This window comes from Dyadobacter sp. (assembly GCF_039919315.1).
GTDB lineage: Bacteria > Bacteroidota > Bacteroidia > Cytophagales > Spirosomataceae > Dyadobacter.
Genome location: NZ_JBDSFX010000029.1, coordinates 12659 through 34479, shown reverse-complemented (window position 1 = coordinate 34479; position 21821 = coordinate 12659). Strand labels below are relative to the sequence as shown.

The following is a 21821-nucleotide window of genomic DNA, read 5'->3' as shown; positions in this document are numbered from 1 at the left end:
ACGAGGCAGTACAGAAAACCCTTGCGGATAACCGCCAAATCGTTTTTATCGAAGATAACAATGAGGCTGCGGCCATTGCGGTTTTTGAAACCGGCTACAACCTTTTCCGCGGAAAATATATCTACATTGACGACCTGTCGACATTACCTGGTCATCGCGGCAAAGGTTATGCAGGCATTCTCGTCGACTGGATTATGGATTACGCGCAAAAAGAAAACTACAATCAGGTCCATCTGGATTCCGGGGTAAGTGAAGCGAGAACAGACGCTCACAGGCTCTATCTCAATAAAAGATTTCAGGTTACTAGCCTCCATTTTGTTGCCAACGTCTGATTTTTAGTCAGGCAAAAGTTTAGATTTTCAATACGGTATTATTTCAATGAATATTAATCAGGTATTTGAAGCATTTAATTCCCTGCGTGTACTGGTGATCGGGGATGTGATGCTGGACTCATACGTTTGGGGAAAAGTAGAAAGAATTTCACCAGAAGCCCCGGTTCCCGTGGTCAATGTCCAGACCCGTGAATACCGGCTGGGTGGTGCGGGTAATGTCCTTTTGAATGTCCAGTCATTGGGCGCAGAAGCCATTATTTGCTCCGTAATCGGTGCCGACAGTGCTGGCGATTTGTTAGAAAACAGCCTGACCGAAAAGGGGTTGAACTGCGAAGGACTGATCCGCAGCGAACACAGGATCACGACGATCAAAGAACGGATTATTGCTGGTTCTCAGCAGGTTGTCCGTATCGATACCGAAACTGATAAACCTGTTTCAGCATCAGAAACTGAAAAACTGATCGCCAAAGCCAAAGAGCTGATTCCATCCTGCCAGGTCATCATTTTTGAAGATTATGACAAAGGTGTACTAACTCCCGAGTCTATCTCCGAGATTACTTCCTTTGCCAATGCTCACAATGTGCCCACAGTAGTTGATCCAAAGAAACGTAACTTTCTGGCTTACAGCCACACCACCCTTTTCAAACCCAATCTGAAAGAACTGCGTGAGGGTTTGAAAGTAGAATTCAATGTGGATAATCCGGAAGAACTACGGGCTACTGTTCAACATTTGAAAGAAGCACTCAACGTTAAAGGAGCGCTCATCACGCTTTCGGAAAGAGGTGTTATCATTGATTTTCAAGAAGAAGTACATACGCTGCCTGCGCATATCCGCCAGATCGCCGATGTTTCAGGAGCTGGCGATACGGTGATCAGCATTGCGGCTTGCTGTGTTGCATTAGGGTTGCCACCCAAATCCATCGCGGCTATCTCGAATCTGGGCGGTGGACTGGTTTGTGAAATGGTAGGTGTAGTGCCTATCGACAAAAACCTGTTGAAAACAGAAGCTGAAAAACTAGTCTAAAATTATTTTAAAGGGCTATTTTCTAAAAAACTACCAGTTTATCCCAGCCTCACCAAGTCCCATTCTCCTCGTAAACTTCGAAGACAGGCGCGACCTGCTTGTAATGTAGCGTACACTCGCGCCAATGTAAGGCGTGGTCGCAGGTGTGTACGAGGTCAGATTTTCTCGCGCGCTGTTGAACGTCCGCAATTGACGAAAAGTGGTCACGCCCGCTTCAAGGGAAACATTAAGTACCGTAAACAAATGCGCATTGGCAGCCACTCCGACTTTGATATGCCTGTAATTTTCACGGCGTAATGATTTTTCCTCGGGAGTCTGAACCTGAAAACCGCCGCTATATCCATTCAAACCCGCCAGCATATCTACATTAAACCATTTGGTAGCTTTGTAATTGACATTGGCCATAAAAGGAAGCAGTGCAGATGCGCGCCAATGTTTTCCCAAGCCCTTATTGATCCCGAAAACAGGAACGAACCGCAGTTTCTGGTTATATGCCAACACAGACCCGTACATGATCTGCGTCCTCAAACCAAGAATATGCATCCTCGCGGCGCCTCCCCAGAAAAAAGGTTGCGGACTAAAAAAGGTCTCATTGGTTTCCGTCATTCCCAACCCGCCGCCGTAAACCCAAAGGCGATCCTTAATACTGGCCTGCAAACGAATGACTCCCAGCGAAAGCGTTTTGTAACCATTCTCAGGGTCATTTTTGCCGTCAATGGTCGGTTGTATCTGGGTATACTGCGCCAGTACGACCGTATGTACCGCCCGCAAATCGAATTTTTTCCGAAGGCTGTATCCCAATTGCACCTCGCTTTGAACGGGTATGATCCCAAAAAATCCAGTTCTTGAAACTCCGTAATCATTCGTACCATTCATACTCGACGGCACATTGTAATCCGCTTTCAGTGTGACATTAGGATAAAAAAGCCGGCTTAATGCGAAATGCTGTGCTTTTGCCGAAGTCAGTGAAGCTACTGACAAGCAAATGATCAGAATGCGAGAATAAGTCATGCGGAGAAATTAGGGGTGCGTTATGTTCCGCAAATAACGTGAAAAGACGGTCGCTATTGTACTTTCGAAGTGGCACCAGAATTCAAATAAAAATTTGTTGATTTACATTCGCTATACAAATAATCTTACCCACACATGATGAAATTACCTTCCATTCAATCTCTGACTGAAAACTTTGTTCAAACTACGGTTCGATACAAATGGGTTGTCGCGATTGCTCTAATCAAAATGGCCGTACTGCTACGCTACACAGAGACACCCGATGCCCTTGAAAGTGAAAGAAATTGGCTGATCCGTTTAGCCTATGTTTCATTCCTTGCCCTGCCTTTATCACTGGCCGTTCTGCTTTCGGCGAGAAGGGGTGCCTGGAAAAGTTCATGGACCATCGGAGTCATGGCTGGCCTTGCGGGCCTGCTGGTCTTATACTATTTCAGCCTGCCTGAAGATCCGATTCAAGCAGATTACTATCGCTTCATACTCTTCCTGGCGGGAGCTCACCTTGTCGTTTCGTTTGCCCCATTTATTGGATTTGATGAGCCAAATGGATTCTGGCAGTTCAACAAAACACTTTTTCTGCAATTTCTGAATGCGTTATTGTATTCACTTACCCTATTCATTGGACTACTAATCGCCATTCAGGCTATCAAATATCTGTTCAAAGTGGAGTTTTCGGCGCAGATTGAAATGGATCTTGCCATTGTAATATTTACCTTTTTTCATACCGTCTTCTTTCTGAATAAAATCCCGGATAATCTTCGTGACCTGGATCAGCAAACTGAGTATCCTAATGGTCTGAAAATATTCACGCAATATGTCCTGCTGCCTCTGGAAGTCATTTATCTGATCATACTTTACGCTTACACAGGTAAAATCCTTTTTGAATGGAAATTGCCGGAAGGTGGTGTTGCTTACCTGGTATTGGCATTTTCAATTGCCGGAATTTTTGCCCTATTGCTACTTTATCCTTTGCGTAAAAATCAGGACGACCGGTGGATACAAATTTTCAGCCGGCGGTATTACCTGGCCCTTCTGCCATTGATCGTCCTCCTGTTCATCGGCATTACGAGAAGGATCGGTGACTATGGCATTACTGAAAACCGCTACATTGTTGCCGTACTTGCTATTTGGTTGGCTGTTATTACCATTTATTTCTTATCGGGAAAGCGCGACGACATTCGCTGGATACCGATAAGCCTTTCCATTCTTTGCTTTTTGCTGCCAATGGGTCCGTGGAATATTTTTGAGGTCTCTAAAAACAGCCAGTTAAAACAATTTCATAACATTTTAGCTGAACACAAAATCCTCAATGCTAAAAATCAGATCACAGGGAAGATCAAAATGAAGGCGGGAGATTACGAGGAACTCACGTCCATTATTGCTTTTTTCAGATCTCGGGAACAGATTGGTCTAGAACCATATTTCGAAGGGTTTTCGGAAAAAAATCGTAAAGAGTATGAGTATTATAGAAAAATGGAGGTTGTTCTTGAAAGGCACATTGAAGTATCTCTAACAACGCCAGCCAGGAATTATGCGAATTTTTCCTCAGAATTTTCGGATAGTGCCAGTAAGGAAATTCTTGTCCAGGGGTTTGATAAAATGACCTTTTTCGACTCCGGTGATGAGAAACAGACGAGAAGTAAGGAATGGAACATCCGGCCTGATAACAAAGGAAGTAAACTAAGTCTTTACCGGAACAACAAAAAAGTAACTGATCTGGAAATCGCCAAAAAGGTTAAGGAATTAACCGCAGAATTTGGCAATCAATCGATGGATATTCCTCAGGAAAAGTTGGTTTTTACCCATAAAGACGCTCAAAATCAAATTAAAGTGGTTGTAAGATCTATTTCAAAAAATGACGATACTTATTTCGTTCAGGGGATTCTCCTGTACAAATAAGTCCAGACACAAAATAAGGGCAAGACTAGTACGAAATCATTTGCAAAAGGTATTTACAAATAACTTCTGCCTTATCATCAAAACTACACGTCCATGAAATCCCTTACCACAAAAATCTTACTCCTGCTCGTTACCTTAGCTTGTCATTACTCTTTCGCCCAAACCGCCGAGACTACTTATGCCGAAAAGCTTGGGTACCCGAAAGGCAAAAAAGTATTGATCATTCACGTAGATGATGTCGGAATGTCTTACGAGTCGAACCAGGGCGCTATAAAGGCAATCCGGGAGGGTGTTGCTAATTCGCTGAGTGTGATGATGCCGTGCGGCTGGGTACCGGGTTTTGTTAATTATTGGAAACAAAATAAGGATATCGACGCTGGCTTGCACCTCACCATGACTTCCGAATGGAAAGATTATCGCTGGGGACCATTAGCGGGCAAAAATCAGGTAAAAGGATTGGTCGATCCCCAGGGAGCAATGTGGCGGGGTGTGGCTGATGTTGTAAAAAATGCTTCTCCCGATGAAGTTGAAATGGAGATCCGGGCACAGCTGGATCGGGCCAGAACAATGGGCTTTGAGCCTACACACCTCGATTCGCATATGGGAACGCTCTTCGCTAAACCTGAATTTTTGGAAAGATATCTGAAAGTTGGAATGCAGGAGAAAATTCCAGTCATGTTTCCAGGCGGCCATAATACGGCTATTAAGGCCGAAGAAAAGATGATCGCGGAAAGATTTGAAATGACCCAGCAAGTAGGAAAGCAACTTTGGAATGCTGGTTTGCCCGTGCTCGACGATCTTGAAAACACCAGTTATGGCTGGAAAGGGCCTGAAAACGGTGATCAGTCGGAAAAAGCACTACAAAAATATAAGACTGCGAAATACATGGAGGCATTTGGAAAACTGAAACCCGGCCTAACGATGGTCATCATGCATTGCACCATTCATACCGAGGTTTTTCCAAAGATCTCTGATTCCTGGCCGACAAGAGAAGGCGATTTTCTGGCAATGATCGATCCTGAGCTTAAAAAATACATTGAAAAAGAAGGGATCATTCTGACCACCTGGCGGGAGGCAATGCAGCGTCGGCAAAAGGTAAAATAGCGGTTGCGCTGCTATTTCCGGCTGTTAATCCACAATCCCGATGTGCTTGTAAACAATGTCGTAAAAGTCGGGCGGGAGAAAGGGCTTTACCAGGTATCCATTAAATCCGCTGGTCATCGCACGTTCGCGTTCGTCTTCGAATGCAGACGCGGTGAGCGCCACGATGGGAATCTTTGCATCGTGCTGACGGATCAGGCTTGTGGCTTTGAATCCATCCATAACCGGCATTCTTAAATCCATAAAAATTAGGTCATAACGATCCGAAAGGTGCATTTCAACCGCCTGTTGGCCATTAGAAGCAATGTCGAAAGGTATTTCTTTTCGTTCCAAAAGCCTTTTAGCCAGTAGTAAATTGGTCGAATTATCATCTACCAGGAGTACTTTGGCTTTGGAACTGATTTCAGGCAATGATTTTTCAGCGGGTTTTTCAAGCTCTTGCTGTAAAATAGAATAGGGCAACGCAATTTGAAATGAGAATGTGGACCCTTTTCCCAGCTTACTTTCGAGTTTCAACTCTCCTCCAAACAGGCGTACCAGTTCTCTGGAAATCGCGAGGCCCAACCCGGTTCCGCCATCCTGCCTTTTGACCAGGCTTTTCACTTGTGTGAAAATTTGAAAAACGGCTGCTTGCTGATCCTCGGAAATACCAATACCACTGTCGGAAATTTTGAATTCCAACCTGATCAAATGGCTGGTCCTGCCCATTTCTGTGACTGATAATTTCACAAAACCCTGATCCGTAAACTTGATCGCATTGTGTACCAGATTGGTAATGATCTGGCTGAGCCTTACTTGGTCGCCGGTGAGCTTCGGAAGGAGCGGTGATGTCTCGAATATCAGGTCCAGATTTTTCTCTCTGGCTTTCGGCGCAAAAGTATTTTGGAGGTTTTTGAGCAGCAACTCCGGATTAAAACTGACCGGATCAAGCTTCACATGATTGGAATTGATCTTGTTGAAATCAAGTATGTCATTGACGACCGCCATCAGGTGAGTGGATGAGAATTTTAATGTCTCTATCAATTCCTTTTCCTGACTATCCCTTGACTTATTTTCCTGCAAAAGATGTACAATTCCAACAATACCATTCAATGGTGTTCTGATCTCATGACTCATAGTCGATAAAAATTCTGACTTGGCCAATGTCGCATTTTCTGCTATTTCCTTTTGTTTTTCAAGTTTTTGGTTCTGTTCTTCCAGGGCATACCGGTAATAAAATTCACGTTTGTGCCTTCGCTCATTGAAATACACAATAAATGGGAATAGCATTTGTCCCATAAAGAAAAACAGTCCTCCTTCACTCATGAACTGGTAAAAGTAGGTTGGGTGACCAACATACAAAGCGGCCGGAAAGAGCAGGAACAGTAAAAATGTGACAATAAAACCATATGCAGCCCGCCATCTGACCACGATGAACGAAAAGATCAGCGCGAGTGTCATGTTGAACGTCGCCCGGTCGTAAGACGCGTGCGGCACATTTGCGAGGATGTACGCATGTGCGGGAAGCAATGCGAGGTACACCAGAAAGGTGGTCTTTTGAGCATTTATTTTCCCCAGGAAATGCAGGATCAGCAGGATCAGCGTAACACCGCTGAATATGAGTTCGGCCTTTAATACCTCAGGAAAACCTGGGTCATTTCTCAGAAGATAGAGCAGGGAGGTCGCAGGGTAGCCAAATAAATATCCAAAGCAGAAGATTAGATTACCCCAGCGCGACTTTATTTCACTCTCCTTTTTCCACAGTTCATCAAAATCATTGGAGTAATTAGCATTCTTCAAGAATCAAAAATTTTAAAAATACCCGTATCACTATGAATGACAGGAAGTAACTCCTTTTCGACAAGATTCCAAATTTACACAAATCATTAAAAAAATAGGGTATCCGATTAAATGAATACCCTATGATTTTTATAAAATTATATTTCCAAACTACAAATCAATCGCCTCGCCGTAAGCTGCCTCAGTTGCGCCTTTCAATGCTTCAGACATTGTCGGGTGAGGGTGGATCGAGCGAAGGATTTCATGCGAAGTTGTTTCCAGCTGACGTGCAACTACTACTTCTGCGATCATTTCTGTAACATTGGCACCGATCATGTGAGCACCAAGGAATTCACCATATTTTGCGTCAAAGATCACTTTTACAAAACCATCGGTGACACCGGCACCTACCGCTTTACCAGAAGCTTTGAATGGGAATTTACCCACTTTGATTTCGTAGCCTGCTTCTTTTGCTTTCTTTTCGGTGTATCCAACAGAGGCAATTTCTGGCTGGCAGAATGTACATCCCGGAATGTTACCGTAGTCAAGAGGCTCGGTTTTGTGACCTGCAATTTTTTCAACACAGATAATAGCCTCAGCAGTAGCAACGTGTGCCAATGCCGGACCAGGCGTACAGTCACCAATTGCAAAGAATCCGGGAACGCTGGTTTCGTACCATTCGTTAACGGTGATTTTACCTTTGTCAGTTTTGATACCTGTTTCTTCCAAACCGATATTTTCAAGATTTGCAACAATTCCAGCCGCTGAAAGCACAACTTCTACGTCAAATGTCTTTTCGCCATCCGGTGTTTTCACCGTTACTTTGCAACCGTTACCGCTTATATCGACTTTTTCAACAGAAGAATTGACATAAGTCTCGATGCCGATCTTCTTATATTGTTTCGCAATTTCTTTTGAAATGTCCTCGTCTTCTACCGGAACAAGGTTTGGAAGGAATTCAACAACAGTCACCTTGGTACCCATTGATGCATATACGTATGCAAATTCCATTCCGATAGCTCCTGAACCAACCACCAATAATGATGCAGGTTGTTTTTCAAGGCTCATGGCTTTACGGTATTCTATTACCTTCTGACCATCAATTTTAATGTTTGGCAATTCACGGGCACGTGCGCCTGTTGCAATAATAACACCTTTGCCGGCAGTATAGTCAACCTTTTTGCCATCTTTATCCGTCACCTCAACTGTCTTCTGGCCTTTTACTTTACCAGTACCCATGATGACGTCGATCTTATTCTTTTTCATCAAAAATGATACCCCTTTGCTCATGGTATCGGCAACGCCGCGGCTGCGTTTGATCACGGCTCCGAAATCGGCAGACGAATCACCTACATTGATACCATAGTCTTTTGCATGCTTAATGTATTCAAAAACCTGGGCACTTTTCAGCAGTGCTTTGGTTGGGATGCAACCCCAGTTAAGGCAAATTCCTCCTAAACTTTCTTTTTCAACAATTGCAACTTTAAGTCCTAATTGGGAAGCACGAATGGCTGCGGGATAACCTCCGGGGCCGCTACCAATTACAATCACATCATATGTTTGAGCCATTTTCTGGTATTTTTATTGTACGAAATGGGTTGACAAAATTTTCACGCAAAGTTAAGACGATTTGCCGGAATGCCTACATCTACAAGGCTTCCTATTTATGTGAAACCGACCATTCTTGCGAATTGTTATACCTTTGTGACTTTATGTCTTGGTTACAGAAAATTGGCCCCGGAGTCATACTGGGCAAAGTTATTTGTCACACTGAGCGGAGTCGAAGTGAATAAGCACCCTGCAATTCCTTCGACTCCGCTCAGGATGACAAATAATTACTCAGTGTGACAAACATAATACCATTCGAAACCCAAGGCTCATTTTTCAACTTAACATTCAAAACTTCAAATGACATTAGAGCAATTGAAAGACTTGAAGGCCCGTGTAGAGGCTTTGGGGAGGTATCTTTGACTACGGTAACCGAAAAAAACAGCTAGAAGATCTTGAACAGCAGACCGTTCAGCCGGAGTTCTGGAACGATTCAGAGCGTGCCGAAAAAACAATGCGGGAAATTCGCGGACTGAAATTCTGGACAAATGGATACGAGGAATTGTCACGCTTGCGGGACGATCTGGACACGATTTGGGAATTTTATGAATCCAATGAAGCAACGGAAGAAGAGGTTGACGAAGAAGGTAAAAAGCTCTCAGACAAGCTGGAAGAAGTTGAATTCCGAAAAATGATGGGAGAAGAAGGTGACGAACTTCCCGCTGTGATCGAAATCAATGCAGGTGCCGGTGGCACCGAATCCCAGGACTGGGCATCTATGCTGATGCGGATGTATATCATGTGGGCAGAGAAAAACGGTTACAAGGTTCGTGAAGTGGATTTGCAGGATGGCGATGTTGCAGGTGTAAAATCTGTAACCCTCGAAATAGATGGTGAATACGCTTACGGGAACCTGAAATCGGAAAACGGCGTGCATCGTCTGGTCCGCATTTCTCCCTTCGATTCTAACGCGCGCCGTCACACCTCATTTACATCTGTATATGTGTATCCGCTAGCGGATAACAACATTGAAATTGATGTGAATTTGGCTGACATTACCTGGGATACTTACCGTTCTGGCGGTGCTGGTGGGCAGAATGTGAACAAGGTTGAGACTGCAGTGCGTTTGCACCACAAACCTTCTGGTATCATTATTGCCTGTCAGCAGGAACGCTCTCAGCTCATGAATAAAGAAGTGGCTATCAGGCTTTTAAAGTCACGACTTTATCAGATCGAGCTTGAAAAACGCAATTCTGCGCGAGCCGAAGTGGAAGCTTCTAAACGCAAAATTGAATGGGGTTCGCAGATCCGGAGCTATGTACTCGACGACCGTCGCGTCAAAGACCACCGGACCGATCACCAGACTTCCAATACCGATGCAGTTCTCAATGGTGAGATCAATGATTTTATCAAAGCCTATCTGATGGAATCGTAATCATAACATTACTCCAAGACCTCCCTGAATATCCCGAAAACGGACAAGCTTGGAGGTCTTTTTGTTTTTTGCTAACTTGGTTTAAAATACTACGAACATGACTGGCATTCAATTCATAACTAATCAGAAAGGTCAAAAAACAGACCTGATAATAAGTCTGGAAGAACATGGCCAGATCGCGCAGGATTTACTGGATTCTTTGCTAGTAGAAGAACGAAAAAATGAAGACTCCATCCCCTTCGAAGACTTTGTGACTCAATTAAGAATTGAGGGAAAATAGAATGAATGACACCATTCCGACCAGTTTAAACTACCAAAAACTCGGTACCGGACCCAATATTCTCCTCGCATTCCACGGCATTGGCCAGGATGGAATTAGCTGTTTCAAGTCCCTTGAAACACATCTTGATGAACATTACACCATTTACGCATTTGACTTGTTTTTTTACGGGCAAAGCAAAAATCCCCCTGAGCAGGTCATTACGAAAGATCTTTGGACTAAACTAGTCGGCGATTTTTTGACTCAACACAGTATCTCCAAATTTGACGTTGCGGGTTTCAGTATGGGTGGAAGGTTTGCGCTGGCAACAGTAGAAGCATTCTCATCCCAAATCGAAAATGCATTCCTGATTGCTCCTGACGGCGTTTCGGAACATCCGCTTTACACGTTAGCTTCACGTTTTGCTCCAACCAGATTTTTATTCAAATGGATGATGCAGCATCCTGAGACATTTTTCAGGTATGTCCATATTTTTCAAAAGACCGGGTTTTTGAATAGCAGTTTGGTCAGGTTTACAGAACAGGTACTGAACACGCAAGAAAAGCGCGAAACTATTTATAATTCTTGGGTAGCATTCAGGCAGCTGCGTTTCGATATACCGCAACTTTATGCCAAAGCCAAAGAAAACCGCATTCGCATCATTCTCTTTACCGGAAAATTCGACAAACTGCTGAAAGCGGCCGACGTTAAAAAACTCGCCGACCTGCTTCCCGCAGATCACTATATTGTACTTAAAAGTGGCCATTCTCAGCTGGTAGAGCAGGCTGGTGCGTGGATTTGTACTTTATTTAAGTAAATTGTAAAAAACTAAACCTCCGTTTATGAAGCAGGATTTACCGCAAAATGATACAAGCTGGCGGCTGAAAGCCATTATGGGAGGTTCTGCCGGAAATCTTGTCGAATGGTACGACTGGTACGCCTATTCTGCTTTCTCTCTTTACTTCGCAAGTACTTTTTTCCCCGATTCCAATCCCACTGTTCAACTGATTAATACGGCCGGAATATTCGCGGTAGGTTTTCTGATGAGGCCGATTGGTGGTTATATTTTTGGCAAACTGGCCGATACGAAAGGACGCAAACTGTCGATGACATTATCCGTTCTGCTGATGTCATTCGGTTCATTACTGATCGCTTTTTTGCCAGGTTATAACAGCATAGGCATCGCAGCGCCCATTTTATTGCTACTTGCCCGACTTTTGCAAGGGTTGAGCGTCGGAGGAGAGTACGGCACTTCTGCCACTTATCTCAGCGAAGTAGCCACTGAAAAGAGGCGGGGATTTTATTCCAGCTTTCAATATGTTACTCTGATTGGCGGGCAGCTTATAGCGTTGGGTTTGCAGCTGATACTTCAAAATATTTTCCTGACAGACAAGCAAATGCATGACTGGGGCTGGCGGATACCATTTGTTTTGGGGGCCATTTTGTCATTGGTAGCATTGTACCTCCGAGCACATTTGAATGAAACCGAGGCATTTCAGACCAAAGAATTGACCACTAAGAAAAAGGGGTCATTACGGGAATTGCTGAAACATCCCAAAGCCATTATGGTCGTAATCGGTCTCACGTTGGGAGGTACGCTGGCGTTTTACACGTACACGACCTACATGCAGAAGTTTCTCGTGAATACGGTTGGGCTTACCAAATACCAGTCTACGCTGCTGACTTTTTGCTCATTGCTGATCTTCGCGCTTCTACAACCGGTTTTCGGCGCGATCAGCGACAAGGTCGGCAGGCGACCATTACTAATTTCATTCGGGGTTTTGGGGACCATCTTCACTTATCCGTTACTTAGTACACTCAGCCACACTACCGAAATGTGGGGCGCATTTGGCTTGTTAATGGCCGCCCTGATCATCGTCAGTGGCTATACCTCCATTAATGCAGTGGTGAAGGCAGAATTATTTCCGGTTGAGGTACGTGCGTTGGGAGTGGGCCTGCCCTATTCGCTGACGGTCGCTATCTTCGGCGGAACGGCTGAGTATCTCGCACTTTGGGCGAAAAATTTGGGTCATGAGAGCTACTATTACTGGTACGTTACGGCTTGTATTTTTATTTCCCTCATCATTTATATCAAGATGCAGGATACCAAACACACCTCCCTGATCGATAAATCTTAGTTATAATTAATCTTGACATAATCCATTAAAATTTTTAACTTTCTGGAAACCAAAACATTTCAGTAGTTATGAACATGATGGATCGAATCGAGCATTGGGGCGATACGCATCATCCGGCCTGGATGGATTTCGTTCGTATCGCTTTGGGAGTTTTTCTATTTGCAAAAGGTATCAGCTTTATCAGCGATACCACACGATTATCGCACCTGGTAACCGGTCTGGATTTTCACCTCTACACCGTTACCGCCGTTCATTATGTGGCTTTTGCTCACATATTCGGAGGTTTTTTGATTGCAATGGGCTGCCTTACCCGGATTGCTTCGATCATACAGATCCCCATTCTACTAACAGCCGTTTTCTTTGTAAACGTCAGAATGGGCTTCTCCTATCTTAACTCTGAGTTATGGCTTTCCATGATCACGCTGATGTTGGTTCTGACGTTCTCCATTATAGGTTCCGGCCGATACTCGATGGACGAATGGATGAAGAATCACAACAACTAACATTAGATCATTTCGGGTGCGGTTTTATATAAATACTTCCTTTTGTATTCCAGAGGAGTCATGTCGGTCACTTTTTTAAAATGCCGGTAAAAATTGGATACATTATTGAAGCCGCACTCGAAACAAATCACCTCAGTTGCCATTTTATCTTCAATCAACAACCGGCAGGCCTGGCTGATCCTGATTTCTACCAGGAAATCATTGTAGGTTTTTTTGGTCATTAATTTAAAATACCTGCAAAAAGACGTAATCCCCAGGTTCGCAATGGAAGCCACATCCTGCAATGAAATGTCGCTCCTGTAGTTGGATAACGTATAGGCATATATCTTATTCAGCCGCAGGGTTTCAGAGTCATTGGACTTGTAGAATGCGTGAGCCGAGGCAATCGTATCGTATTCACTGGTTTCAGCCAGTATTTTGAGTATAGATAAAAGAGCAATAAGCCTGTCCAAATTTTGCGCCTGTACTGCCGAATGCATCAATGGTATGATCCTCTCCCTGGCCTCGCCACTTACCAGCAACCCTCTTTTCGCTTTTTCAAACAGCTTTGGAATCTGATACGCTTCGGGCAGCAGTAGCAGCTCGCTACCCAGGCAATTGGGCAAGAAATGAATAATGATAGCTTCGGAACCACTATTGAAGGTACCCTCTTCCACACGCCAGGTGTGCGGCAGATTTTCCCCCAGCAGAATCAGTTCTCCATCCGAAAAATTGCTGATGTTATCTCCGATGAACCTTACACCTTTTCCCTTGATCAGGTAGTGAAGTTCCAGTTCGGGGTGGAAGTGCCAGACTGTGCCAAAGCCCGAGTCTTTGTCATGTCGAATACTAAAAGAAGTCCTCGATGGTATCGGGACTTTGTGAAAATGCGGTTTCATTTTAAAATCGATGCCTGACAGGATTAAGCGTGAGCTGCCAACACTCAATTTAAAAAGAAAAATCTTGATGTATCTATCTAAATTTAAAAATAAAGTTTAGAAAAATACTATTGCATCTCAGAATTATAATAAATTAATACTGGTTACAACGAATTAGTCGTCGCTAGTTCTCTTTAAACGAATGAATCTTTTCAAGGTACTGCGTCCTGGCAGTAGGGTCAGTATATTTTTTCATCTGTCCAAAAATCTGATTTCTCAGGTTCATGAACAGGTAGGATTGGAAATTATCTTCGGTTTTCAGCTGAAACCTTTCGTCCCATATTTTGGCAAAAACATCCTGGATAATCAGCTCCGCCTCCTGTTCGTCCTTTAAAATCACAGAACAAAACTTAAAAGCGGGCGTATGAAAATAGGACCGAAGCTGTGTGAATGCCGCTTCATCTCCCTGTGTTACCCGATGCAGAATTTGTTGATTAGGAAAAGTCATAGCTGTAAAAGATTATTTCACCAGGTTCTTTTTAAACACGCTTATTATCCCCAGATCGGTCTGGATCTGGTCTATTTCGTCCAGAAGCTCGTCCATTTGTTCCTTCAAATCGTCCGTAAGCACTCCTACGTCCCTGCGTGTGTACGTAGAGATCGGGAACCCTCTTCGCTGAAGGCTATACTTGGCAATCGTAGGATAGGCCGTATGCACCACATCCATTGAATCCTCAAAGAATTTTTGCAGCTTGTCGATACCTTCCTGCTTTTCCGGATCCTGATAATTGTTGCAGATCCAGACAATCAGTTCAGGATAAATATTCCCCTGAATACACGACAACCCGGCTGCGCCAGCACGCAAGGAAGCTACCGCGTTGACCATATAGGCGTCATAAAGTCCGAAGTTAAAACCCTCTGCCACTTTTATACGGCGGATCACCTCTTCGATATCCAGACAGGTATCTTTATGGTAAACTATTCGTTTCGTCTTAACCAGCTCAGCCAGTAATTCACTGTTAATCAGCCTTTTATAGGGAACCGGACATTCATAGAATCCTAGTGGAATGTCGTCCGTCAAAGCAATAAGTTCTTTCGCTCTTTCTATAAAAACAGCATCGGACTCGTGTTCCTCGGCCAGCAGACCACTGATAACAATGACTGCCTGTATTCCGGTATCATATATACGTTTAACAAATGCCGCCTGCTCCGCAATCGGGCCACCGAATGTTCCCGTTGCCACCACCGGAACGCGGCCGGCAACCTGGTCAACCACCGTTTTCGTGATCTCTAATCTTTCATCCTCAGTCAGTTCATACATTTCACTGGACAAACAATTGGCAAAAAGCCCTGCTGAGCCTGCTTCGAGATACATTTCTGTTAATGCTCTCAACCCATCATAATCGATCTCTCCCGATTCCAGAAAAGGTGTGAGCATTACTGGTATAAATCCTTTGGGCAGCAGAACGGAGTTTGGCTTTACGAAAGTCATAATTGAAAGTGTCAGGAGTTAAAAAGGCTTATATCTCTGGATTAATGGTCATCCATCACAACTTCCCTTTTCCCGGGAACCTGTCGTTTGAATCTGGTCAGTAGCAAACCCGTCAGAAAGATGGTCAGGGTACCGACTACCATGATCATGTTCTGATGCAGCGGGTTACGTAAAAAAGCATATTCCTCTGGAAGGCTGAACGAGAAAGTCATCCAGATGATCACTGCTATACCGAGTAACGTAGCTGTGAGCGCTTCCGCATTTTTAGTGTTTCTGGATATGATGCCTAGCAAGAACAGGCCCAGCATTCCGCCCGCAAAAATACCCGACAACATCCACCACACATCCAGCACACTTTTGACGCCTATCATCGCGATACCAGTGATCATTCCGAGCAGCCCGAAAACGGTGGTAGCAATGTATAGCAGGCGCAGCGATTCACGCGGGGCGAGGTCTGGCTTAATGTATTTTTGATAAATATCAACAGAGAAAACAGTAGCAGATGCATTCATACCCGAACTTATCGTGCTCATTGCGGCAGACATAATAGCGGCGATAATGAGCCCCAGCAAGCCGACAGGGACTTTGGTCACCATAAAGTGAGGCATTACTTTATCCCCATAATCCCCGGGAGTAAGTGTCGCTGCCAGCTGCGAAACAGCGGCCGCGCTACCACCCGGCAGTCTTTCATTAGCCACCTGCATTTTCACAATCTGAAGCAATTCGGGATTGGTCTGATAATAAGCGTACAAGCAAGAACCCAGCAAAAAGAAAATCAATGATACTGGCAAGTACAGGTACACGCAAAGCCAGACCGAACTTGCTGCTTCTTTAATAGATGAGGTTGTATGATACCGCTGTACGTAATTCTGGTCCATCCCGAAATTGTTCAGGTTCATGAAAAACCCGTACAGTAGCACAACCCAAAATGATGCCTGGGTAAAGTCCGGTGCAAAGCTTCCAAGACTGAATTTGTCCTCCGCCTGCCCGATATCAATGATCCGGGACATTCCACCGTCCATTCCGGTCACCACGAGGTATAAGATTACCAATGCGCCAATGGTCTTGATCACGCCCTGAACCACTTCGGTCCAGATTACGGCTTCCATACCACCCATCACGGTGTAAAGTACAATGCAAATTCCTACAACCACCATAATCGTGGACATAGGATAGCCCGTTAATGCCTGCAAGCTTAATGCGATACCAAAGAAAATTGAACCCATCCGGGCCAGTTGCGTCAGCAGAAAACAAACAACCGCATAGGTACGAGCCCAAGGCCCAAAACGGTGCTCCAAATGAGTGTAAGCTGATACTGCTCCTGTATTTCTGTAAAAAGGAATAAAGTACTTGGTTGCGACCCAGGCCGCCAGTGGCATTGACAAACTGAAAACGAATGAATTCCAGTTACTTCCAAATGCTTTTCCGGGTACACCTAGAAATGTGTTGCTGCTTAAAAATGTAGCATAAATCGAAATACCGATCGCCCAGCCTGGGATCTTTCCTGAAGCTTTTGTGAACTGATCGGCTGTCGTATTTTTACGGGAAAAATAAATACCTACCGCTACCATCCCTACCAGATAGGCAATCACAATGACAAGATCTATGAGTGGTAAGGATTTCATTGTACTTTTTGAGTAAGTATAACTTTACCACAAAGAAACAGGATCAAGCAAATGGATTTATATCGTTTCGTACCCTATTATTGTACGATATTACCAAAGAAGTCCGGAATATCCTTTCAGATTGGTTTATTATTCTACCATAGTCTTATCCCGAAAGAAATAACCGATTCCAAGGGTGGAAACGATGATTAGCACTATTAAAATAATTTTAGTGGCTAATCCTTCATTGGGGTGTTCCAGCAGGTAGCGAATGTCCTGGGCTTCCTTACCTGCCCAAACCGCGAGGACGGTTCGTGGTATCATGCCCATTGTACCACCCGCAAGTACCTGTTTGAAACGTGCGCCGGCCATGGCAAAGAACAGGTTGGTGATCGCAAAAGGTAAAACAGGAGAAAGCTTGGCGAAAAAAATCAGCCTTAATTCATTTTTATAAAACTTACGAAGCAATGAACCTACCTGAGGGTAAATCTGAATCAGATATTCGCGAACCGAAGATGCATGTAAAAAATGGGCAGATACATATATTATCGCAATAGCGCCAAGGTTAAGTCCGAACAACATGGGCAAAGCGCTCCATCCCAGAAAGTATCCGTAAACCAGTGCCAGAAACGTCGGCGGCGTCAATGCTGCAGAGGAAGCAAGTGTCAGGATAAAAGTTACGCCCAGCCACCATTGAAATGGAAGATTACGAAGCACATTCTCGTGGTTAATGGCCCAGGCGGTGAGAATAGAAGTGGTGACAAGCGGTACCACGGTCATTAGAATACTGACAACGACCGGTAACGAGAATTTTTTAGGTGTAGTGGTTTCCAAGGCTAATGTATTTTTAAAACGTGCGCTTTGCTCCGGTAACAGAATAACCACTTGTTTGGATAAAAGGTTTTTCATAATCTTACCTTTATCACAGAAGGTTATTCCACGGCTCAAAAATGCGCCAGCGGCGATAAAATTCATATTCTTCGCGACTCACCAAAACGGTGAATTCGTGCTCAAAAACACCGTAACAATGAAATTCGGAACCAAAGCAATACACGCGGGCGTCGAGCCTGACCCCACCACCGGTGCAATAATGACGCCGATCTATCAAACTTCCACCTACGTTCAGGCAAGTCCGGGAAAACACAAAGGATACGAATATTCCCGTACGCACAACCCCACGCGCACAGCTCTGCAAAATGCATTGGCTGCTTTGGAAAATGGCAAATATGGGATCTGCTATGCTTCCGGCCTGGCTGCTACCGACGCTGTTCTCAAACTGTACCGCCCGGGCGACGAAATTGTGGCAACCAATGATATTTACGGCGGCACATACCGCATCATGAAACGCGTTTTTGAACCATTCGGATTAATCTTCCGATTTGTTGATCTCAGCAATCCCGACAGTTTAACAGAAGCGATTTCTGAAAAAACCAAAATGGTATGGATCGAAACACCGACCAATCCGCTTCTGAAAATTCTTGATATTGAAAAAATTACCGGAATTTGTAAAGAAAAAGTCATCCACACCGTCGTCGACAACACCTTTGCGTCTCCCTATCTTCAAAATCCATTGGATAGCGGAGCGGACATTGTGATGCATTCGGTGACCAAATACCTGGGCGGACACTCGGATACGGTCATGGGCGCTTTGGTTACCAATGATGATGAACTCGCTGCCCGGCTCGCTTTTATCCAGAATGCCAGTGGCGCAGTACCGGGTCCTCAGGATTGTTTTTTAGTTTTAAGAGGTATTAAAACGCTTCACATCCGCATGCAGCGACACTGTGAAAACGCCATGAAGGTGGCACATTGGCTTGAAAACCACCCCAAAGTCGGCAAGGTTTATTATCCCGGACTGGCATCTCACACGGGTCATGCATTGGCTGCGCGCCAGATGCGGGATTTCGGAGGAATGCTTTCTTTTGAATTAAAAGGGGACATTTATGAAGAAGCGGTAAGGACCATGGAGCGGCTGGAAGTTTTTTCTTTGGGCGAATCGCTCGGAGGTGTAGAGTCCCTGTGTACGCACCCAGCGAGCATGACGCACGCGAGCATTCCCAAAGAGGAACGCCTGAAAGTGGGTCTGAAAGATACATTGATCCGCCTGAGTGTCGGTATTGAAGATGTGGAAGACCTCATTGCCGATCTGGAACAGGCTATTGGCGGGGATTAGGTTTCTGCTTTGCAATCAAACATCAAAACAATTACTTTTGAAGCTACATTTTAAAGACACTAAACATTAAGTAATAAATGGAATTAACAGGAACAATTATCTCTTTGCTACCTGAGGTGAACGGCCAGGGTAAAAACGGAACTTGGCGCAAGCAGGAATTCATTCTTGAAATACCTTCTCAATATCCAAAGAAGGTCTGTATTTCACTTTGGGGAGACAAAATTGAGCAGGCTAACCTGCAAATTAATGACTCTGTTACTGCTTCAATTGACATTGAAAGCCGTGAATATAATTCTCGCTGGTACACAGAAGTAAAAGCATGGAAAGTAGATAAGGCTGGAAGCGCTGGTTCGTCTCCTTCATCTTCTGGCAGTAATCCATTGCCTCCGGTAACCACATTTACCGAGGACGAGTCGGATGATCTTCCTTTCTGATAGAAGCCAGAGGAATCCCTTAAATTTCAAGATCGCTGTTAATGATAGTATTAATGGCGATTTTTTCATGATTATAAGATTAATTACTGCGGAATTCTTTAATTTGCATTTGTAAAGGAAATGGTGTCTTCCTATTTGAACCGCCTTAAAAAGCTGATGGCGCCTGGTAAAACTAATGGAAATCATTAATAACCAGGAGTGATTATGTCCGTTCAAAATTCAAAAACATCTTTTAGTCGAAAATTTCCTTTGCTTCGTCTTCAGAGCTTCAACCGGGCATTTCCTTCCTCTTTTTACATCATCAAATGGCTTGGGATATGCGCTGTTCTGGGTAGCTGCGTAGGCTCCGTTTCCGCATTCTTTCTGCTTTCCCTTGAATGGGCTACCGATTTTCGGGAGTCTCATTGGTGGATTATCGGTTTACTCCCTCTCGCTGGTTTGCTGATTGGCTTACTTTACTACTATTATGGTAAAGAAGTGGAGAGTGGCAATAATCTTTTAATTGACACAATCCATAATCCGCAAAAATTCATCCCTTTCCGAATGGCCCCATTTGTTCTGCTCGGAACCATCACCACGCATTTGTTCGGCGGGTCGGCCGGACGAGAAGGGACAGCCCTTCAAATGGCGGGTGCAATAGGTGAACAGTTCAGCAGACGGTTCCGACTGAATGAATACGATAGAAAAATACTCCTCATTTCGGCCATTAGTGCAGGATTTGGATCAGTTTTTGGAACACCTCTCGCGGGTGCGATTTTCGGTCTCGAAGTTTTCTTGATTGGCAGACTAAAATATGATGCAATTTTCCCCTCATTTGCCTCTGCCATTATCGCAAGTCTCGTTACCGATTCCTGGCAGGTCAAACATACCCATTATCACATTCCCTTTGTTCCGGAAACATCGGTATCTACCTTATTTTACGCCGTTTTGGCCGGTGTGGCATTTGGCATTGTTGCCGCCACTTTTAGCAAAACAATTCATTTTTGTTCAAAATTATTAAAAAGCAAAATAGCCTACCCGCCACTCAGGCCTGCTATTGGAGGTATCGTCGTGGTAGCAGGAGTGTGGCTGGTTGGTACCAAATACATTGGCCTGGGCATTCCCACCATCATTGAATCTTTCGAAAAATCGCTCCCACCGTACGACTTCGCTTTGAAGATCCTATTCACGATCGTGACGTTGAGTGCGGGATACAAAGGCGGAGAAGTAACACCATTGTTTTTCATAGGGGCGACATTAGGTAATGCACTCTCCTATTTTATTCCGTTGCCTACCGGACTACTTGCGGGAATGGGGTTTGTCGCCGTTTTTGCTGGCGCTACGAACACACCATTGGCCTGTATGATCATGGGGATTGAACTATTCGGGAAAGACTGCGGAATTTTTGTCGCCGTCGCCTGTGTTGTTTCCTACTTACTTTCTGGCCACAACAGCATTTATAATGCACAAGTTATTGGTGAACCCAAAAACAGCATATTTGCAAAAAGCAATGGCAAAAAAGTGCATGAAAAGTAACCGGTTCAGCTCGACTGATAAGCCATCGACATGGTGAACTTGTCGATCATTTCCTGCGGATGTACTTCCAAAATCCTCGCCAGTACCATGACTACCAATGTATTTGAGGCAATTTTCCGGGGAATGCCCGCTACGGCGGCAAACAGATCAACCGTCACGGATTCTTTTTCATCCAGCAGTTTCATTAGCTTTTCCTCCTTGTCGCCATACTGGAAGCGGACATCGCGCTCGCCTCTGCCTCTGCGCATGATCTCCTTCATTTCCCGGCTGGCCTGGATCGATTTATCCTCGACCCTAAGGTATGCCTGGCGATTACCGATATCATCCACCACATAATGCGGCTTGTCGATACTTCGGGGTATCGTGAGCACCAGCACGTCCCGGTCGGGACTGACCGGTATTCGTTCTTTTCGAAAACTAATTTTGGGGAAAATATACTTGTCGATTGCTTTTGTGAGCGTGTACTCATCTTCCTCGACATCTTTGAGGCCCTTGATCGTTTTGTCGTCGCCTACTCCGACGAACAACTTGCCGCCGCCGGAATTTGCGAAAGCGACCACTTCGCGGACAATCTTCTCGGGGTGATTGGACTTCAATTTGAATTCCACGTGCTCACCCTCACCTCTCTTAACCAGCTCTTTCAACAATCGAAGCTCCATCAGTTGGATTGGATAGATATCTGAATTATGACTAATCACTTTCGGTAACTTCCTTGCCTTCCTTTAAGATAACGCTAACAAT

The 21821-nt window shown here is 44.5% G+C and carries 20 protein-coding genes and 1 riboswitch; of the genes, 11 read left to right on the top strand and 9 right to left on the bottom strand.

Annotated features, from left to right (window positions below; genetic code table 11):
- Positions 1 to 332: GNAT family N-acetyltransferase (locus ABIO93_RS08600; RefSeq protein WP_348066539.1), on the top strand; the 332-nt coding region annotated here is incomplete at its 5' end.
- Between the two features lie 46 nt (positions 333 to 378).
- On the top strand, positions 379 to 1356 hold the full coding sequence (locus ABIO93_RS08595) for a bifunctional ADP-heptose synthase (protein ID WP_348066537.1): 978 nt from the start codon (positions 379 to 381) through the stop codon (positions 1354 to 1356).
- Between the two features lie 30 nt (positions 1357 to 1386).
- On the opposite strand, the gene ABIO93_RS08590 is transcribed toward ABIO93_RS08595, so the two are convergent.
- Positions 1387 to 2367 (bottom strand): hypothetical protein, encoded by a 981-nt coding sequence (locus ABIO93_RS08590; RefSeq protein ID WP_348066535.1) that lies wholly within the window; start codon positions 2365 to 2367, stop codon positions 1387 to 1389.
- A 135-nt stretch (positions 2368 to 2502) separates the two neighbouring features.
- On the opposite strand from ABIO93_RS08590, the gene ABIO93_RS08585 reads away from it, so the two are divergent.
- The gene (locus ABIO93_RS08585; protein ID WP_348066533.1) at positions 2503 to 4263 is read left to right on the top strand and encodes a DUF4153 domain-containing protein; all 1761 of its coding nucleotides are present in this window, start codon (positions 2503 to 2505) and stop codon (positions 4261 to 4263) included.
- 93 nt (positions 4264 to 4356) lie between these two features.
- Entirely contained in the window at positions 4357 to 5367 is a 1011-nt protein-coding gene (locus tag ABIO93_RS08580) for a polysaccharide deacetylase family protein (RefSeq protein WP_348066531.1), read from the top strand.
- Positions 5368 to 5391: 24 nt separating this feature from the next.
- On the opposite strand, the gene ABIO93_RS08575 is transcribed toward ABIO93_RS08580, so the two are convergent.
- Entirely contained in the window at positions 5392 to 7143 is a 1752-nt protein-coding gene (locus tag ABIO93_RS08575; protein ID WP_348066529.1) for a response regulator, read from the bottom strand.
- A 150-nt stretch (positions 7144 to 7293) separates the two neighbouring features.
- Positions 7294 to 8691, bottom strand: a complete 1398-nt coding sequence (lpdA, locus tag ABIO93_RS08570) for a dihydrolipoyl dehydrogenase (RefSeq protein WP_348066527.1) — start codon at positions 8689 to 8691, stop codon at positions 7294 to 7296.
- 339 nt (positions 8692 to 9030) lie between these two features.
- Here lpdA and prfB point away from each other — a divergent pair.
- The 4 genes from prfB (at position 9031) to ABIO93_RS08550 (ending at position 13005) form a co-directional block, all read left to right on the top strand.
- Positions 9031 to 10105 (top strand): peptide chain release factor 2 gene (gene prfB / locus ABIO93_RS08565; protein WP_348066525.1). Its coding sequence is split into 2 segments (ribosomal slippage): positions 9031 to 9090 and positions 9092 to 10105, totalling 1074 coding nucleotides; the frame shifts between segments, so codons are not numbered across the junction.
- 281 nt (positions 10106 to 10386) lie between these two features.
- Positions 10387 to 11181 carry an alpha/beta hydrolase gene (locus tag ABIO93_RS08560; RefSeq protein WP_348066523.1) on the top strand — a complete coding sequence of 265 codons (795 nt, stop codon included), beginning with the start codon at positions 10387 to 10389 and terminating at the stop codon, positions 11179 to 11181.
- A gap of 25 nt (positions 11182 to 11206) precedes the next feature.
- Positions 11207 to 12502 (top strand): MFS transporter, encoded by a 1296-nt coding sequence (locus ABIO93_RS08555; RefSeq protein ID WP_348066521.1) that lies wholly within the window; start codon positions 11207 to 11209, stop codon positions 12500 to 12502.
- Positions 12503 to 12570: 68 nt separating this feature from the next.
- Positions 12571 to 13005, top strand: a complete 435-nt coding sequence (locus ABIO93_RS08550) for a DoxX family protein (RefSeq protein ID WP_348066519.1) — start codon at positions 12571 to 12573, stop codon at positions 13003 to 13005.
- 2 nt (positions 13006 to 13007) lie between these two features.
- Here the strand turns inward: ABIO93_RS08550 and ABIO93_RS08545 are convergent, their stop codons facing one another.
- From ABIO93_RS08545 to ABIO93_RS08525, 5 genes are all read right to left on the bottom strand, one after another.
- The gene (locus ABIO93_RS08545; protein ID WP_348066517.1) at positions 13008 to 13883 is read right to left on the bottom strand and encodes an AraC family transcriptional regulator; all 876 of its coding nucleotides are present in this window, start codon (positions 13881 to 13883) and stop codon (positions 13008 to 13010) included.
- A 163-nt stretch (positions 13884 to 14046) separates the two neighbouring features.
- On the bottom strand, positions 14047 to 14370 hold the full coding sequence (locus tag ABIO93_RS08540; protein ID WP_348066515.1) for an RNA polymerase subunit sigma-24: 324 nt from the start codon (positions 14368 to 14370) through the stop codon (positions 14047 to 14049).
- 12 nt (positions 14371 to 14382) lie between these two features.
- Positions 14383 to 15354 (bottom strand): dihydrodipicolinate synthase family protein, encoded by a 972-nt coding sequence (locus ABIO93_RS08535; protein WP_348066513.1) that lies wholly within the window; start codon positions 15352 to 15354, stop codon positions 14383 to 14385.
- Between the two features lie 41 nt (positions 15355 to 15395).
- Positions 15396 to 16979, bottom strand: a complete 1584-nt coding sequence (locus ABIO93_RS08530) for a sodium:solute symporter (RefSeq protein WP_348066511.1) — start codon at positions 16977 to 16979, stop codon at positions 15396 to 15398.
- A gap of 129 nt (positions 16980 to 17108) precedes the next feature.
- Entirely contained in the window at positions 17109 to 17867 is a 759-nt protein-coding gene (locus ABIO93_RS08525) for a VTT domain-containing protein (RefSeq protein ID WP_348066509.1), read from the bottom strand.
- Positions 17868 to 17985: 118 nt separating this feature from the next.
- Here ABIO93_RS08525 and ABIO93_RS08520 point away from each other — a divergent pair, with 118 nt between their 5' ends.
- The 3 genes from ABIO93_RS08520 (at position 17986) to ABIO93_RS08510 (ending at position 21080) form a co-directional block, all read left to right on the top strand.
- Complete coding sequence (locus ABIO93_RS08520) at positions 17986 to 19131, top strand: cystathionine gamma-synthase (protein WP_348066507.1); 1146 nt, start codon at positions 17986 to 17988, stop codon at positions 19129 to 19131.
- 77 nt (positions 19132 to 19208) lie between these two features.
- Positions 19209 to 19565, top strand: coding sequence for a DUF3127 domain-containing protein (locus ABIO93_RS08515; RefSeq protein WP_348066505.1), 357 nt, complete (start codon positions 19209 to 19211; stop codon positions 19563 to 19565).
- Between the two features lie 107 nt (positions 19566 to 19672).
- Positions 19673 to 19738: riboswitch (Fluoride riboswitch) on the top strand.
- 76 nt (positions 19739 to 19814) lie between these two features.
- Positions 19815 to 21080 (top strand): voltage-gated chloride channel family protein, encoded by a 1266-nt coding sequence (locus tag ABIO93_RS08510; RefSeq protein ID WP_348066503.1) that lies wholly within the window; start codon positions 19815 to 19817, stop codon positions 21078 to 21080.
- Between the two features lie 5 nt (positions 21081 to 21085).
- Here ABIO93_RS08510 and ABIO93_RS08505 read toward each other — a convergent pair whose 3' ends face one another.
- Entirely contained in the window at positions 21086 to 21739 is a 654-nt protein-coding gene (locus tag ABIO93_RS08505; protein WP_348066501.1) for an ATP-binding protein, read from the bottom strand.
- Between the last annotated feature and the right edge of the window lie 82 nt (positions 21740 to 21821).

Bases quoted from the DNA above. Each gene is read 5' to 3' on its own strand.
- ABIO93_RS08585 (WP_348066533.1), top strand. From the start codon at position 2,503: ATGATGAAATTACCTTCCATTCAATCTCTGACTGAAAACTTTGTTCAA.
- ABIO93_RS08595 (WP_348066537.1), top strand. From the start codon at position 379: ATGAATATTAATCAGGTATTTGAAGCATTTAATTCCCTGCGTGTACTG.
- ABIO93_RS08555 (WP_348066521.1), top strand. From the start codon at position 11,207: ATGAAGCAGGATTTACCGCAAAATGATACAAGCTGGCGGCTGAAAGCC.
- ABIO93_RS08535 (WP_348066513.1), bottom strand. From the start codon at position 15,354: ATGACTTTCGTAAAGCCAAACTCCGTTCTGCTGCCCAAAGGATTTATA.
- ABIO93_RS08580 (WP_348066531.1), top strand. From the start codon at position 4,357: ATGAAATCCCTTACCACAAAAATCTTACTCCTGCTCGTTACCTTAGCT.
- ABIO93_RS08590 (WP_348066535.1), bottom strand. From the start codon at position 2,367: ATGACTTATTCTCGCATTCTGATCATTTGCTTGTCAGTAGCTTCACTG.
- ABIO93_RS08530 (WP_348066511.1), bottom strand. From the start codon at position 16,979: ATGAAATCCTTACCACTCATAGATCTTGTCATTGTGATTGCCTATCTG.
- ABIO93_RS08550 (WP_348066519.1), top strand. From the start codon at position 12,571: ATGAACATGATGGATCGAATCGAGCATTGGGGCGATACGCATCATCCG.
- ABIO93_RS08560 (WP_348066523.1), top strand. From the start codon at position 10,387: ATGAATGACACCATTCCGACCAGTTTAAACTACCAAAAACTCGGTACC.
- ABIO93_RS08540 (WP_348066515.1), bottom strand. From the start codon at position 14,370: ATGACTTTTCCTAATCAACAAATTCTGCATCGGGTAACACAGGGAGAT.
- ABIO93_RS08515 (WP_348066505.1), top strand. From the start codon at position 19,209: ATGGAATTAACAGGAACAATTATCTCTTTGCTACCTGAGGTGAACGGC.
- lpdA (WP_348066527.1), bottom strand. From the start codon at position 8,691: ATGGCTCAAACATATGATGTGATTGTAATTGGTAGCGGCCCCGGAGGT.
- ABIO93_RS08505 (WP_348066501.1), bottom strand. From the start codon at position 21,739: ATGGAGCTTCGATTGTTGAAAGAGCTGGTTAAGAGAGGTGAGGGTGAG.
- ABIO93_RS08545 (WP_348066517.1), bottom strand. From the start codon at position 13,883: ATGAAACCGCATTTTCACAAAGTCCCGATACCATCGAGGACTTCTTTT.
- ABIO93_RS08520 (WP_348066507.1), top strand. From the start codon at position 17,986: ATGAAATTCGGAACCAAAGCAATACACGCGGGCGTCGAGCCTGACCCC.
- ABIO93_RS08525 (WP_348066509.1), bottom strand. From the start codon at position 17,867: ATGAAAAACCTTTTATCCAAACAAGTGGTTATTCTGTTACCGGAGCAA.